The 16,589-nt window shown below is 51.4% G+C and carries 9 protein-coding genes and 1 pseudogene; 8 read left to right on the forward strand and 2 right to left on the reverse strand.

All coding sequences use genetic code 11. From position 1 onward, the window contains the following. Positions 1–57 precede the first annotated feature (57 nt). The 4 genes from RW092_RS21945 (at position 58) to ligA (ending at position 7,160) form a co-directional block, all read left to right on the forward strand. Entirely contained in the window at positions 58–948 is an 891-nt protein-coding gene (locus RW092_RS21945; RefSeq protein WP_016314066.1) for a phosphatidylinositol-specific phospholipase C/glycerophosphodiester phosphodiesterase family protein, read from the forward strand. A 414-nt stretch (positions 949–1,362) separates the two neighbouring features. Further along, entirely contained in the window at positions 1,363–2,070 is a 708-nt protein-coding gene (pcrB, locus tag RW092_RS21950; protein WP_316011294.1) for a heptaprenylglyceryl phosphate synthase, read from the forward strand. 322 nt (positions 2,071–2,392) lie between these two features. Beyond that, on the forward strand, positions 2,393–4,771 hold the full coding sequence (gene pcrA, locus RW092_RS21955; protein ID WP_316011295.1) for a DNA helicase PcrA: 2,379 nt from the start codon (positions 2,393–2,395) through the stop codon (positions 4,769–4,771). Between the two features lie 370 nt (positions 4,772–5,141). Beyond that, a complete protein-coding gene (gene ligA, locus RW092_RS21960; protein ID WP_316011296.1) occupies positions 5,142–7,160 on the forward strand; it encodes an NAD-dependent DNA ligase LigA in 2,019 nt (672 codons plus the stop codon). A gap of 94 nt (positions 7,161–7,254) precedes the next feature. Here ligA and RW092_RS21965 read toward each other — a convergent pair whose 3' ends face one another. Both RW092_RS21965 and RW092_RS21970 read right to left on the reverse strand, forming a co-directional pair. Further along, positions 7,255–8,409, reverse strand: a complete 1,155-nt coding sequence (locus RW092_RS21965) for a methyl-accepting chemotaxis protein (RefSeq protein WP_316011300.1) — start codon at positions 8,407–8,409, stop codon at positions 7,255–7,257. A gap of 24 nt (positions 8,410–8,433) precedes the next feature. Beyond that, positions 8,434–9,597: pseudogene (locus tag RW092_RS21970) on the reverse strand (ammonium transporter); the annotation flags it as partial. Between the two features lie 335 nt (positions 9,598–9,932). Between RW092_RS21970 and RW092_RS21975 the strand changes: the two are divergent. From RW092_RS21975 to RW092_RS21990, 4 genes are all read left to right on the forward strand, one after another. Next, a complete protein-coding gene (locus RW092_RS21975) occupies positions 9,933–11,294 on the forward strand; it encodes a radical SAM/SPASM domain-containing protein (RefSeq protein ID WP_316011297.1) in 1,362 nt (453 codons plus the stop codon). 297 nt (positions 11,295–11,591) lie between these two features. Continuing rightward, a complete protein-coding gene (locus RW092_RS21980; RefSeq protein ID WP_232228334.1) occupies positions 11,592–13,034 on the forward strand; it encodes an ABC transporter substrate-binding protein in 1,443 nt (480 codons plus the stop codon). A 253-nt stretch (positions 13,035–13,287) separates the two neighbouring features. Next, positions 13,288–14,421, forward strand: a complete 1,134-nt coding sequence (locus tag RW092_RS21985; protein ID WP_410055566.1) for an MFS transporter — start codon at positions 13,288–13,290, stop codon at positions 14,419–14,421. A 301-nt stretch (positions 14,422–14,722) separates the two neighbouring features. Then, positions 14,723–16,081 (forward strand): extracellular solute-binding protein, encoded by a 1,359-nt coding sequence (locus tag RW092_RS21990; protein WP_316011299.1) that lies wholly within the window; start codon positions 14,723–14,725, stop codon positions 16,079–16,081. Positions 16,082–16,589 lie beyond the last annotated feature (508 nt).

Here is a 16,589-nt window from a genome sequence, read left to right on the forward strand (position 1 = left end):
ATTGTGAGATATGCTATAATGTCCATAAACTAGAAACGTAGATAGGATCACATTCTCATGAAAAACAAACTTCTCAACAACCTCCTGCTGATCTTGGGTATTGTGCTGTTGGTGCTCAGTTGGCTCCCGGAGACACCGAAGACAGGGAAGGGCGACTTTCGAGCCCATCGGATGGTGGCCCACGCCATGGGTGGGATTGAAGGTTTGACGTATACGAACACTTCTGATGCTTTTCTCACAAACTATGATCAAGGGTTCCGCGTGTTTGAAGTCGACCTCCTGCTTAGCAGCGACGGGAAGCTGGTGGGGCGCCATGAGTGGAGCCAGAAGTTTACTCAATCATTGGGAGAACAGGATGAGCTGACGGAGGACCAACAAAGTAAGGTAATGAGCCACGCCGAGTTTAAGGCGGCAAAAATTCAAGGCGTCTACGAGCCCTTGGATTGGGACGATGTGCTGGAATTGATGGAGCAGTACCCGGATGTGTATATCATCACGGATACCAAGCAGTCCAGCCCGGAAGAAATTCAACAGATTTTTACCCAGATCGTTGATCAGGCCAAGGCGAAGGACCCAGAGCTCTTGAAGCGGGTGGTGCCGCAAATCTATAACCGCGAAATGTGGGAACCGGTTCAGGCGATTTATCCGTTTGCTTCGGTGATTTTTACGTTATATCAAACGCATGATACTGACGAGGAAGTAGTGGCTTTTGCGAAGGACAAGCATCTCGCAGCCGTCACCATGTCGGATACGAGGGCGAACGCACAGCTGATCGAGGAGCTCAACCGGATTGGCGTGCCTTCTTACATCCATACGATTAACGACCTGAAGACCATGGCCAAGTTCAAAAGGATGGGGGCTTACGGCTTCTACACCGACTTTTTGACGGAGGCGGATTTGGCGAAAAACACGGGAATGCTGTCCTTAGTAAACGGATTTGCGTGGTAAAAAACGTATCATGAAGGGGATCTCATAGAGGTTGCAGGTCGCCCGGCTCTCATTCTCGCGATTATCCCTTTACATCAGGGAGTGGAGAAGGAGCCTCATCGACTAGAATTCCTCGAAGATCACACCAACGATCCAATGACCCCTCCCTGAACGAAAGGGATAATCCCGCAAAGAGATGCCAGAAAGTGATAAGGGCCATCATAGATCTAAGAGCCGCAAGAACTGCGGCATTTTTTTGTGTTCGCATCTGACGCGAACATTGACAGGGTACCCCCGGTAACATAGACTAGAAACAGAACTGGAAATCTAGTCATGAACAGTAGTCATATATCAGATGGATGAGAGAGCGGGGCGGAGCGAAATGCCCCGTTTTTCGCGGTCCTTCTGCTGAATTTGTCGTTGGAGGAATGGAAATTGAAGCAGATGATAGCTGGCTGGCGGCATGTGTTTAAGCTGGATCCCGACCGTCAGCTGGACGATCGGTCACTGGAAGCGGTGTGTCTGTCGGGGACAGATGCCGTGATGATCGGCGGATCGAGCGGGGTGACCTATGACAATACGGTGGACCTGCTGTCTCGCGTGCGTCGTTTTGAGGTTCCTTGCGTGTTGGAGATTTCCAATCTTGAGGCGGTCGTGCCGGGATTCGATCTTTATATGATTCCGATCGTGTTGAACGCAGGACATCAAGATTGGATCATTGGGCAACATGCCAAGGCAATCGAGCAATACGGACACCTGATCCCTTGGGTAATGCTCGTGCCGGAAGGCTATCTCGTCCTCAATCCAGAGGCGACGGTCGCTGAGGTAACGAAGGCCAAGGCCCCGTTGGAGCCGGTGTCAGCCCGGTCATACGCCCAAGTGGCGGATCGTTTGCTTCAGCTTCCGATTGTCTATTTGGAATATAGCGGGCAGATCGGAGATTTTGAGTTAGTAGCGGACGTAAGGCGGACACTGGATCAAGCACGTCTTTTCTATGGCGGCGGGGTCGTGGATGCGGAAACAGCGTACCGCGCAGCTGCCGTGAGCGATACGGTGGTTGTCGGCAACGCAGTGTACGATAACCTGGAGCGGGCGCTCGAGACGGTGGCGGCGGTGAAGGGCTCCGCTGCAGCTGAGAGCTAGAAGCAAGCGGGGAAGAGGGGACGAGCTGAAAACGCCAGCGTCGCCATCTGCGTGGAGAGGAAGGGGCTCCAGCTTTGTAACGGACACCAGGGACCTTATCGCTCGGAATAACGAGCCCCGGCGCAGCTAACGGACTGAGAAGACCTTATTTGCCCAAATCTGGCCCCTCCAGACTCGGTTGGGGTGAAATAGCGTCGTCTGAGTCCGTTACATCGGGAAATCCGTGGGAAATGAACGAATAACGGCTCTGGAGTCTGTTATCAGTGATCGCAAAGACGAAGACGAAGAAGATGTGTGTCTATAAAAGGAAGGAGCAAGTTTGATGCAACCTGTGAACATACAAGAGGCGGTAAGCCGCCTGAATCCGCAGCAAAGACAAGCCGTCGAGGCGACCGAAGGGCCGCTGCTGATTATGGCCGGCGCGGGCAGCGGCAAGACGCGTGTGCTGACGCACCGCATCGCCTACCTGATCGCAACGCGCAAAGCCCCGCCTTGGGCGATTCTCGCGATTACGTTTACGAACAAAGCGGCCCGTGAAATGCAGGATCGGGTATCTCGGTTGGTAGGCGGTCCGGAGGGACGGGACATTTGGGTGTCGACGTTCCACTCGATGTGCGTGCGCATTTTGCGGCGGGATATTGAGCGGATCGGGTTCACCTCCAACTTCTCCATCTTGGATTCTACGGATCAACTGTCGGTGATTCGTAACTGCATGAAAGAACAGAACATCGACACGAAGAAATTTGAGCCGAAGGCGGTTCAAGCGGCCATCAGCGCAGCGAAGAACGAACTGATCACGCCGCAGCAGTATGAGCAGAAGATCGGCGATTATTTTGAAGGTATTGTAGCGAAGATCTATACCCAATACCAGAGACAGCTGCGCCAAAACAACTCCCTGGACTTCGACGACCTGATTATGAAGACCATCGAACTGTTTAAAGCGGCTCCGGATGTGCTTGATTTTTATCAGAAAAAATTCCAATACATCCACGTCGACGAATACCAGGATACGAACCGTGCGCAGTATATGCTGTGCCGGATGCTGGCAGACAAGCATCACCGCATCTGCGTCGTTGGCGACAGCGACCAGTCGATCTATCGTTGGCGCGGGGCGGATATCAGCAATATCCTGAATTTCGAGAAGGATTATCCTGAGGCCAAGACGATTCTGCTGGAGCAGAACTACCGTTCCACGTCGACGATTCTGAACGCGGCCAACGAAGTCATTGGACATAACACCGGACGCAAGCCGAAGAAGCTGTGGACCGATAAGGGCGACGGTGACAAAATCAAGGTTTACCGCGCGAATTCGGAGCATGATGAGGGGTATTTTGTTACAACGGAAATTCATAATAGCGTCAAAAGCGGGCGTAACTACCGCGATCATGCGATTTTGTACCGGACGAACGCGCAGTCCCGGGTGATCGAGGAAATTCTGATCAAATCGGATATCCCGTATCAGATCGTGGGCGGCATTAAGTTCTATGATCGCAAAGAGATTAAGGACTTGCTTGCCTACCTGCGTGTGCTGTCTAACCCGGATGATGACATCAGCTTGACGCGGATCATCAATGTACCTAAACGGGGCATTGGCGACACAACCGTAGCGAAGCTGGCAGATGCTGCAGCGCAGCGAGGAACTTCGATCTACCGCGTGCTGGAAGTGGTGGACGATCTGGGCATTGCCGGGCGGACGCGGAATGCGTTGGTTGAGTTTTTTGACATGATTCATGGGTTGCACCAGATGGTTCCTTACCTGTCGGTTACGGAGCTGACGGAGAAGCTGCTGGAAGTCACCCAATACCGGCTGGAGCTGCAAAATGAAAATACGCTCGAAGCCCGCTCACGGCTGGAGAATATCGACGAGTTCCTGTCCGTGACGATGGAATTCGAGAACAATAATGAAGACAAGTCCCTGGTTTCCTTCCTGACCGATCTGGCGCTGATCGCCGATATCGACAGCATGAACGATAACAGTGACGCGGAGAAACCTAACGACGACGCGGTGGTGCTGATGACGATGCACAGTGCGAAGGGCTTGGAGTTCCCGGTCGTGTTCATCATCGGCATGGAGGAAGGCGTCTTCCCGCATAGCCGGGCGTTCCTCGACGACGAGGAACTGGAGGAAGAGCGGCGTCTGGCGTACGTGGGCATCACCCGTGCCGAGGAGAAGCTGTTCCTCTCGTGCGCGCAGATGCGCACGCTGTTCGGCCGCACGACGGCGAATCCGCCGTCCCGGTTCCTCGATGAAATCCCCGAGGAACTGAAGGAGGACGGCGGTCGCGTGCCGCGCGACCGCTACGGCCGAGGCGCCGGCGTGGGCGGCGCCTACAGCGGCCGCGGCTTCAGCAGCGCCGGCGGCGGCAACTTCGGCCGCCCGGCCACGGACGCGGCCGGCGGCTCGTGGGGCCGGTCCACGGCTGCGCCTAGCGGACCGGCCGGGCGCGGCACCGCCGCTCCGATGCGGAGCGGCGTGACCGTGACCGGCGGCGGCGCGTCCAGGGGCGCCGCCAAGACCGCCCCCGGCGATTTCAGCGCCGGGGACAAGGTCGCCCACGCCAAGTGGGGCGTGGGCACGGTCGTTGCCATCAAAGGCACCGGCAACGACACGGAGCTGCAGATCGCTTTCCCCGCACCAGTGGGGGTCAAGCGGCTGCTGGCCGGATTCGCTCCGATCACGAAGGTGACCGACGGCGAGTGACCGATGGCAAATTACCGTGTATAGATTTGCCTCAGTCCGGGGAAGGCTGGCGCCATTCGCAGAAAATAAGGGTAAAGAATGGCCTTATCATTATCGAGCCTGGCCTTCCCCAAGAAATAGGGCCATTTTAGGTTCTTATTTTGCCCTGATGGCCCACATTTGCTGAAATTGGCTGGAGATAGCGCCATATTTTTCCCTTATTTCCCGCGGACTAGCGCCTTTCCGGTAAATAGCGGTAAAAATTACCCTTATGCCCGCCCAGGTGATCATGTCATCGCCTCAATCCATTGATTCACTTACGGAGCGAACCCAACCGGGTTCCTCCGTGTTGATACATAAACATACCTGACTGAAGGAGGGTTGTCCCTGCATGGATGCGATGCAAAGGATGGAGCAGCTCGTTGAGCAGCTGAACCGCTACAACTATCATTACTACACCTTGGACGAGCCGATCATCAGCGACAAGGAATACGACCAGTTGTATGATGAACTGACCGCGCTGGAGGCGGAGACGGGGATCACCCTGCCCGATTCGCCGACGGGGCGCGTGGGCGGCGAGCTGCTGGAGGGCTTCAAGCCACACCGCCATCTGGCTCCGCTGTGGAGCTTGGACAAAGCGCAAAACGAAGAGCAGCTGCTGAACTGGAACAACCGGGTTCTCAAGCTGATCGCTGACTACAACAGCAAAAACCCAACCACGCCATTGCCGAACCCGACTTACGTGGTCGAGCTGAAATTTGACGGGTTGACGATCAATCTCACCTATACGGATGGACAGCTCGTTCAGGCTGCCACCCGGGGGAACGGCGTCGTTGGTGAGGGGATCTTACCCCAGGTCAAAACGATCAAATCCGTGCCGCTGACCATTCCTTACCGGGATGGCACCATCGAGGTGCAAGGCGAAGGCATCATGAATTTGTCGGTGCTGGCCAAATATAACGAGACGGCGGCTGAGCCGCTGAAGAACGCCCGGAATGCCGCTGCCGGCGCTTTGCGCAACTTAAACCCGCGGACAACGGCGGAGCGCAAGCTCAACGCTTTTTTCTACAATGTGGGGTATTCGGACAACCTGAAATTTCAGGATCATCGGGAAATGATGGCCTTCCTCAAGGACAACCGTTTCAAGGTGAACCCTTATGTCACCTACCATGCCAGCTTTGACAAGGTGATCGGAGCGCTTCATGAAATCGTGGAAAAGCGTCCGACCCTCGATTACCTCATCGACGGGGCCGTCATCAAAATCACCGATATGCGCACACGCGAAGTGCTGGGATATACGGACAAGTTCCCGCGCTGGGCGGTGGCTTTCAAATTTGAAGCGGAAGAGACGACAACGATATTGGAGTCCGTCTCTTGGAACGTCGGGCGAACCGGGAAAATCACGCCGCTGGCCAAAGTCGAACCGGTGGAGCTGGCCGGCGTCACCGTCCAAAACTGTACGCTCAACAACATCGGCGATATCGAACGCAAAAACTTGAAGTACGCTTTGGGCACCCGCGTATTCATCCGTCGGTCCAACGATGTCATTCCGGAAATTCTCGGCAAAGTGCCTGACGAACCGGAAGGCGGAGAGATCATCTATCCTGAGGTTTGTCCGGCCTGCGGCACGCCGCTGGAGCAGCGGGGCGCGCATTTGTTCTGCAATAATCGCTTGGGCTGCAAACCGCAAATTGTGGCGCGGATTACGCATTTTGCCTCCCGGGACGCCATGGATATTGAGACGTTCAGTGAGAAAACCGCCGAGCAGCTGCACGATGAGCTGAACCTTCGGGAGCCGGCTGATCTGTATACGTTGACGTTTGATGACCTAATCAAGCTGGAGCGCTTTGGCGAAAAGAAAGCCAACAAACTCCTCCAGGCGATCGAGGTGAGCAAAGGGCGCGATCTGGCTTCCTTCTTGTTCGCGTTGGGCATTCCGAACACCGGTAAATCGACGACCAAGGTGCTGGCCGATCATTTCGGCAGCCTGGAAGCGGTAATGTCCGCCACTACGGAAGAGCTGACGGCTCTGCCGGACATCGGCGGGATTGTGGCCGACAGCATTGTGAACTTCTTTTCCGATCCGTTCTATCAGGCGGGCATCCGCAAAATGCTGGACCTTGGCGTTTCGCCGAAGGCTCCGGTTAAGTCGGCCGCACCGGTGACGGGCTCCTTCTTCTCCGGCAAAACGGTCGTGCTGACGGGCACGCTGCATCAGATGAGCCGGGACGAAGCAACCGAACGGCTTGAGGCGCTGGGCGCCAAGGTGACCGGCAGTGTATCGAAGAAGACCGATCTGGTCATCGCCGGCGAGAAGGCCGGCAGCAAGCTGGCGAAAGCCCAGGAGCTCGGTATCCCGGTCATTGAGGATGAGGATGAATTCATCCGATTGCTGAACGGCAATAGCTGAGGAGGACTGCTTAAGAGGCCGCCAACCGAAGAAAATCCCCGAGATCTTAACGCTTCAGCGTTATCTTCTCGGGGATATTTTTTTACCTGTCAGCCTATTGAATGAACGGCACATGAGTCACCGTTGGTGGAATTCGAGGCTCGTCTGAAGCAGCAGAGAGCGGCTTGCTTCCTTCCGGACTGAGCGTCTCTGTTTTGAATTGCTCAATCATTTGCGACAGGCCTTTCGTGGATTGGTTCATCTGCATGGCATGACGGCTGATCTGCTGGATGAGCTTATAGATCTTCTCGGTAGCAGTGTGCACATCTGTGAGTTGGGAGGCGATTTCCTCCAAGTGCGAGGTTTGCTCCTCCCGTTCATGTTGAACGACCTCAGCCGTTTCTGAGAGGTGTTCAAAGGTATGCATCTGGTGCATCGTATCCGATTCAATCTCCCGAATGAACTTCAGCAGATTCGCCGACTTGTCATTCATCGTTTCCAGCGAGCCGAACATCGTCGTAAATTTACGATCAGCCTCTTGAATACCGGTAATGGCTTGCTCCAAGTAACCCAGATTGCCTTCGATGGAACCGCGGATCTGTCCTAACGATTGATTCGTCTGGTCCGCCAGCTTCTTAATCTCCGCTGCCACAACCGCGAAACCTTCGCTGCCCCGATCTGACCGAGCAGCTTCAATCGAGGCATTTAACGCCAGCAGGTTAATCTGATCCGAGATCGTCGCCAGAAACTGCACCATTCCCCCAAGCTCTGCGGAGAAGCTGGACATGTGACTCATCTGAGTCTGGAGTTGCTTCATCGTATCGGCCATCTCCACCTGATCTGTAGCGATCACCCGCTCAATCCAGCGAATCGTTTCCTCTGTGGTGGCGCTCATCTCCTGAATACGTGAAGCGTTCTTCTGAAAAATCTCCAAACTATTTCCGATCGTCGCAAAAAACTGCTCATCCCGGACAACTTGTTCAACCAGGCTGTTCTGGATCGACTGCAGGCTATAGTTCATCTGCTCGACATTTCGATGGTGCACGCCAAGCTCCTGCTCAATCGTTTGGGATGAAGCTGCAACCTGTCCGGCGGATCGCTGCACGGCATTCGTTTGAACCTTGGACATCCCAACCAGGTCCCGGAGGGAGTAGAGCATTTCATTAAAAGCCCGGTGAAGCTCTACATGATCGTCGCTCTCCGATTCGGGCAGTTGATGCGTAAGATCATGCGTAGCCGAAATTTGGTGCATCGCAGCTACAGAATCCATCAATGCAATCTTGGCACCATGCTCTGCATAATTAAGACCGCTGAGTTCGTCTTCACTTTTAACACGTATTCCCATCGTTTTCTTTAATGCCCAAAAGACGAGAAAACCGAGTCCAAACGACCAGATAAAAGCGGAACCTACTCCAAGCAGTTGAACCCCAAGCTGTTCCAACCGGGATCCGGTTTGTAGAAGATCTACGGGCGCGAACAAGGCTACAGCGATCGTCCCCCAGACACCGCCAACGCCGTGTACGGGAATGGCGCCTACAGCATCGTCCAGCTTCAGCTTTCGCTCCATGACGTATTGAGTTCCAAATACGAGCAGGCCGCTGATGAAGCCCACCAGGACCGAACTGTTGATGCCCATGACATTACAGCCTGCCGTAATCCCGACCAATCCGGCCAGAATCCCGTTCAGCACAATTTCAACCTTCGCTTGTTTATGTATGAGATAAGAGAGCACGATGGTAGCTAGACCGCCGGCTGAAGCGGAGATCATCGTATTTAAGGCGATCTTGGCAATCGAGCTGTCACCGATGGTCGTTGAGCCGGCATTGAATCCAAACCAGCCCATCCATAGTAAAAAGACACCTAATGTGGCAAGAGGCAGGCTTGAACCGGTAATCTCATTCATCGAACCGTCCTTGTTGTAACGTCCCAAGCGGGGGCCGATCAGGATGACGCCAGCGAGGGAAACCCAGGCTCCGATCGAATGCACCACGGTGGATCCGGCGAAATCCATAAATCCTTTCGCTCCCAGCCAACCGGATTGATCAGGGATGAAGAGGTTGCCCCAGGCCCAATGCCCAAATACGGGGTAGATGACAATCGAGATAAAGACAGAGACGATTAAATAGGGAAGGAATAACATCCGTTCAGCTACAGCACCGGAGACGATGGTAGCTGCAGTCCCGGCAAACACGATCTGGAACATCATAAACGCCAGGAGCCAAGGATCGGAGAAATCGAGACCGGATTGCAGGAAGAAGCCGGAGGAGCCGAACCATCCATGATAGGAAGCGCCAAACATGAGCGGGAACCCGATCCAGAGGAACATGAGGCTGACGACACTAATGTCAGCAAGATTTTTCATCACGACGTTTATCGAATTTTTCGTTCGGACCAATCCTGCTTCAAGACAAGCAAAACCAGCCTGCATACCAAACACCAGAATGGCAGCAACGAGGGTCCAGACGAAATTTGATTGGTTTGAAACTCCACATCATAACCTCATTTCTTTTGATTAAACTTTTAGTATTTAAATTATGATAGATTTTCTGACATAAAGTAATATAAACCCCTTGAAAATTTTCTGCAACTAGAAAAATGTTAAATACCACGTCATGTAAGCTAACACAAAACTTGAATATTCCCCTATTGTCGTGCGGAAGGGCACTACATTTTTGCGGCTCCCCATCACAAAAAGTGACGAGAATCATGGCAAACCAGCGGCGTTTTCTTCATCATAGGGCGGTGGACCGGAGGGTTCATGATTAAAATCATCATAAAAAGGATGGAGAACACATGAATCACGATGCGTTACAGTGGAAGCCTTCGCGCTTTAATGCGCACAGCGAAACCGATGACGGCGGACTGATGCTGTATAACAGCTATACCGGAGCAATTGCCGCTTGTTCGCCAGCCGAACGGAATCAAGTTCTGGAGTGGCTGACCCCGGCCGCACCCGTTCCTGAACCAGCGCCTCCATTGTACGAATCGTTGATTGAACAGGGGTTCCTTGTCCCTGGCGATACGGACGAAATGCGGCGCGCCTTGTTTCTGCATCACTCCATGCATGCACAGGATGCGATGCATCTGGTTTTACTGGTGACAGAGGCGTGCAACTTCCGCTGCACCTATTGTTATGAATCGTTTCCTCGGGCAACGATGCGTGAAGAGGTGATCCGGGGGCTGGAGGCCTACATGGCTGAGCGTGCCCGCACATTGAGGCAACTGACGATCAGCTGGCATGGCGGAGAACCGCTGCTCGTCCCGCATGTCATTGAACGATTATCCCGTTCGTTCATGGCCGCCTGTGAGGCGAGCGGGGCGAGATACGGCGCGGAAATGTCGACCAACGGATATTATTTGACGCGTGATCGATTTGAGCAGATGCTGGATCTGCATGTCGAGCGGTTTATGGTGACCTTGGATGGTGAAGGGGAGACGCACAATGCCCGCCGCGGCCTGAACGGAGGCGGGGATACCTATCAAACCATCGTCAACAATTTAATGTCATTAAAAAAGGTAGACCGTCCGTTTGAAATCAATTTGCGTGTGAACTTCGATAACAGCAATTTAGAGGAGGTTTCCCGGTTCATTCCGGTGCTGCGCGATTTATTTGGGGATGACCCGCGATTTCAAGTCTATTTCCGTCCCGTGGGTTGCATGGGCGGGGAGAACGACCTCAATTTGCCCGTATGCGACGAGCGGACGAAAGATCGCAGCATTTGGGCTTTCAACGAGCAAGCGATCGCTGAAGGGCTTACGGTTAGTTCGTTTATCTCGGACATTTTGCTGCCGACGGGAGCGGTTTGTTATGCGGCGAAGCCCAACTCCTTAATCGTTGGATCGGACGGCATGTTGTATAAATGCTCGGTGGCTCTGAATCAGGACAATAACCGCCTGGGCCGGATTTACGAGGATGGTACGCTGGATCTCGATTATGACAAGCTGGCGCTATGGACGACATCCGGCGAGGAGACGGATGAGAAATGCCAGGCTTGCTTCTTCCGCCCGGCTTGCCAAGGGAACCATTGTCCGCTGTACCGGATGCGGACGGGGAACCGCCCTTGCTCTTATGAGAAGCGTCAGATCAAGAAGACCTTGCGCACAATCTGGCTGCAGGCGCAGCGGGAAGCGATGGCTTCTGCTTCTGAAGCCTAGTTTTATTCGAGTGTTTAGTTCCTGTACACCCTAGCAAGGAGGTGATAGGCATGAAGGTCATCCGTTCCGCGGCTCAGCCCGCACACGTTAAAACCGGACGACTCTCCAAATCCGTTCCGGGGAACCTGAGCTAATCATATCTTGCTCATCAATAGACCGATTCTCTAAGCAAAAACTGCTAAGAGAATCGGTTTTTTTTACCAGAATATGAAACTATCGATACTTGCATACGTTATTATGGTAGAGTCATCATTAAAAAACATTCATTTGGAGGTCGTAATGAAGAGGGAGAAGTTCATGAAGGGACTGCTGATTGTATTGGCCTGCATGCTGTTCGCAGGTTGTACCAGCCGCCCTGCACAGGAGAAGGAGCAGACGTCCAGCTTTAAAATCATGTATTGGGATGAGCAGTACTTTTTTCAGCAGTACGGTGATTTGTTTGCAATTAAACATCCAAACGTGAATATCGAAGTGGTCAACACGAACAGCATCTACAACAGTTCAAATGGCGAGCCGATCGATTATGAGAAAGCTTTCTCGGATTTCGTCGATAAGGAACAACCGGATGTCATCCTCTTGGATTCCAGCAACTACGAGAAGTTCGTGAACGACGGGAAGCTCATGGAATTAGATACGTTCATCGCGCGGGATAAATATGATACGGAGAGCATCTATCCGGCGCTCATCGAAATGCTGAAGGAGCAGGGCGGCGGCAAATTATACGGATTGGCCCCGACCTTTAGCGGCAACGCGATTTTTTATAATGCCGATTTGTTTGCGAAATATGGCGTCGAACTTCCGCATGACGGGATGACCTGGCAGGAAATTCTCGACTTGGCGCGTCGCTTCCCAACCGAAGGGGATAAGGATACTCGCGTCTATGGGTTTGGAGTGCAGTACGGCATGTCCATGGAGAATTTAGCTTCGTACATCGCCTCCGCTCAGGGATTGCAGTTCTTGAATCCGGACACGATGAAGATCACGATCAATACGGATTCCTGGAAACAAACTTATAAGCTGGCGATGGATGCAATCGACTCCAAAGCGATTTATATTCCCGACGAAAATGGCTTCCAAGGCGGGACGATGGAAGAGTACTATAAGAGCCGGCCTTTCTTGATGGGGAGGGTGGCCATGTCTGTGGAAAGCACCTACATGTTGCAAGACCTGAAGCAAGCTCAAGAGGTGATCACAGATTACAAGCCTTTCCAGCTGGGAGTTGCTGCTGGTCCGGTGGATCCTGCCGATCCTCAAACGACACGGTCCGTGTACTTTAACGATATCTTCGCGATCCGGGCAAATTCGCCAAATGCGGATGCAGCATGGGAGTTTATCAAGTTTATCAATGGTGAAGAATTCGCTAAAGTTAAATCGCGATCGCTCAACAACGGATTGCTGTCCCGGATGGGGATTTCTACTGAATTTAACGGGGTCAACCTGGAATCCTTCTATAAACTGAAACCGAAGTTTGATTCGAGTTCTAGCCGCGACTACGCGAAAATACCAGACGATTTCTATATGCAATACCAGCCGATTCTGGAGCGAGAGATGAAGCTAGCTCAGGAGAAGAAGAAATCGATTGATGAAGCTTTGCAAACAGTGCAGGATGAGGCTCAAGCGTTGTTGGACAAGGCGTTGAAGGATGAAGCGGCCAAGAAGGGCTCTGAAGGCAACGCGGAATCCGGTGCGTCCGGTGTAACTACGGATGCAGTGGAGACGTTCGAGGACTCGGGGCAATAATTGATGGGTGACCCAATCCATCTTTGAGGGGGGTTCCTTGCGGAAGCAGGGAGCAACCCTCTTTTTTGTGTAACCCGAACTTTCAAAAGATTGCCATCATTCCGGTCGATTCCTTAGGGGTTTGCGCCAGCGTTATATCGTATAATTTTCAAAAAAGAAACCGGTTGAGGAGAACGACATGCCAAATAAGCCAACTATGCTAAATATGCCAAAAACGAAATGGATTATAAATTTTTTGGTTTTCATCAGCTTTATGGATTTGTTTATCCAGCTTCCGGTTATGGGGCCGCTGGCGCTGAGCCTTGGAGCGAGTTCGTTTCAAATCGGGCTTGCCGTGGGCATGTACTCCCTGACCAATATGATCGGGAATATGCTGGCAGGGTTCTGGATCGACCGATACGGAGGCAAAAAAGTGCTGCTCGCGGGTTTGGTTACGACAGCCGGAATTCTGTTGCTGTACACCACGGTTCGACAGCCTTCTGCGCTTTTGACGGTTCGCATGCTGCATGGTCTTGCCGGCGGGCTGCTGGTGCCTAGCGCATTCACTTTAGTTTCTTATGTCTCTTCTGACCGAGATCAAGGTCGTTCCATGGCTCATTCTGGAGCGGCTGTTGGGATTGCCGCCATTCTTGGGCCGGCCTTTGCAGGAATGATGAAGGCTAGTGTTGGAGTGAATCGTTTATTTATGGCTACATCGGTAATATTGCTGCTGGGAGGGGTTCTTGTTCTGATGGTTAGGCTTCATGCTGGAGGAACCGAAGCGCGCGATAAGGATGCATCGAACGACAATGTTTGGAACGCATTTGGAGCATCCTTGCGCAATGAATCGGTTGCAACCGCTTATTACGGCGCATTTGCATTGATGTTTGCCATGGGAGCGTTGACGTTTAGCCTTCCTTTAAAAGCCGAGGCGCTTGGTCTGCCTGATCAGGCCGCCGGTATGATGCTTAGTGTATTTGGGTTTGTGGCCATCAGCTTCTTTGTGTTGCCGAGTAATCGGTGGTTCGATACAGTTTCTCCACTCCGATTAAGTGCGGCGGGCGGAGCGACGGTTCTCGTATCGTTGTGTGTACTGTCGATGACAGATCATCAACTTGGTATGTTTGCCATCATGGGGTTTTACGGATTAGGATTTGCTCTGCTGTTCCCAACTCTCAATTCACTGCTCGTCAACAACGTCGATCCTGTACATAAGGGCAAAGCATTTGGAATGTTCTATGCTTTCTTCTCCATAGGAGTTGTAGGAGGATCTTCAGGTCTCAGTGCATTTACGGGGGATTATGATCTTGCGCTTCGCTTGGCTGCAGGCTTCTTACTGGTGTCTTGCAGCATCCTGGGAGTTTGGGGGAATCGGCGACGGAGGAAGCAAAGATCTACTACCTATTAGGGTTACATTTCTTGCGTTACATTTATTCCTACATAACAACCTTTATTAGAGGCGAGTTCTCGTTGTAACGAAAATAGAATAAACCTCTCAACAATATTTCGGTCCTTTTTCCAAAACTTGAAACTATCTCCTTTTCCTAAACGTCTGTTTCGCATAGATAATTAAAACGTATATTTTGGAGGTAGTGATGAGGAGAAACTGGTTACATAAAGGGCTGCTAGTATTATTGGGTTGCGCACTTATGGCGGGCTGTACAAGCGGAACTGCGCAGGAGCAGGGACAAAAGTCTAGGTTCAAAATCATGTTTTCTGATGAAAGCTATTTTTATCAGGAGTATGGGGATTTGTATACCATTTCGCATCCTGATGTCGAAATCGAAGTGGTTAGTATGAATAGTCTTATCAATTATTCCGATACTAAAAGTTTTGATCACGCGAAGGCTTTCTCTGATTTCGTTGACAAGGAAATGCCTGATATTGTGCTTCTAAGTTCATCGAATGGGGATTACCAAAAGTTCGTCGAAGATGGAAAATTGATGGAGTTGGACAGTCTAATCCAACAGGATAAATATGATCTTGATACGTTCTATTCTGGTATGGTCGATGTTCTCAAGGAGGAAGGGGACGGCAAGTTATACGGTTTATCTCCGACTTTTTCGCCAAGTGCTGTTCTCTACAATGCGGATTTGTTTGCGAAATATGGGATTGAGGTGCCGCACGATGGAATGACCTGGAAGGAGATTCTTGATCTAGCACGTCGGTTTCCAACAGAAGGTGATAAAGATACACGTGTCTACGGTTTTGGAATGTTATACGGCGATTCATTGGAAAGCTTAGCCTCTGAGATCGCTGGGTATCAAGGGCTGCAGATGTTGTCTCCAAGCACGATGAAATTGACGTTAAATTCTGATTCATGGGTGCAAGCTTATAAGCTGGCAAAGGATGCATTGGATTCCAACGCTATCTACAAGCCAGATTCCGAAGGGGACAGTTCTGGGACAGTGCGAGAGTATTATCAGAACCAGCTCTTTGTGAATGGGCGTGTAGCGATGACTGTTGAGAACTTCAGTACGCTTCGTAATCTGAAGCAAGCGCAGGACTCGCTCGAAGACTATAAACCGTTTCAGATCGGTGTTGCGGCAGGACCGGTGGATCCTGCTGATCCCGAGTCATCGCGGGGGATCTTCTTCAATGACATCTTCGCTATCCGGGCCAATTCCCCAAATGCAGATGCAGCTTGGGATTTCATTAAGTATGTTAATGGAGAGGAATGCGCAAAAGTTAAGTCAAAATCGATAAGTCAAAGTTTGCTGAGCCGTATGGGGTATTCCGAGGAGTATAAAGGAATCGATTTGGAGCCGTTCTACAAACTTAAGCCGAAGCTTGATCGGGAAACTCGTCGAGTCTGGGATATGATCCCTAAAAGTTTTTATCCCAAATACCAACCGATTCTTAACCGGGAGCTGCAGCTTGTCCAAGCGAATAAGAAGTCGATCGAGGAAGCTTTGCAAACGGTCCAGAAGGAAAGTCAGGTTGTTCTCGATATGTTATTGAAGGAAGAGGCCGAGAAAAGTGGAACGAGTGATTCCGCAAAAACTGAAACGAGCGCCGCAGGAACGACCAAATCCTTTGGGGAGGCGCCCAGTGATTCGAGCATTTAAAGCAATTCGTCAGTTAAATTCACAGATTTCTGCAGAGGGGAGACCTTGCAAAAAGAGGTTTCTCTTCTATTATTGATTGTACGAATGATATAGGATTGTTGATGAGAATTGCCTGATAACAGATGGGATAAAATTCATATTGCAAAAAGGTTGCCAACGTGATAAATTATTACTTGTCGCTTCGAACGACATGCTGTAGAAAATCATTATGAGCTGTCGAAAAAAGAAGTTGACATGATTCGATCAAATGAGTATAATAAATAACTGTTCGACAAAAACTGATTCTTGTGATTGGTGATTGGCGACAGTAAGCAAGTTCTTTGAAAACTGAACAAATGGAACACGTCAATTTTTAATTAGACGATATAAATCGTCAGTTTTGAAATGAGCAAGTCAAACACTTTCGATGAAAGACCTCGAGGCCCTCGGGTTCGAGATTCCTTTCATCTTTAATGGAGAGTTTGATCCTGGCTCAGGACGAACGCTGGCGGCGTGCCTAATACATGCT

It is taken from the genome of Paenibacillus sp. 3LSP (genome assembly GCF_032465655.1).
In the GTDB taxonomy this organism is placed as follows: Bacteria; Bacillota; Bacilli; order Paenibacillales; family Paenibacillaceae; genus Fontibacillus; species Fontibacillus barengoltzii.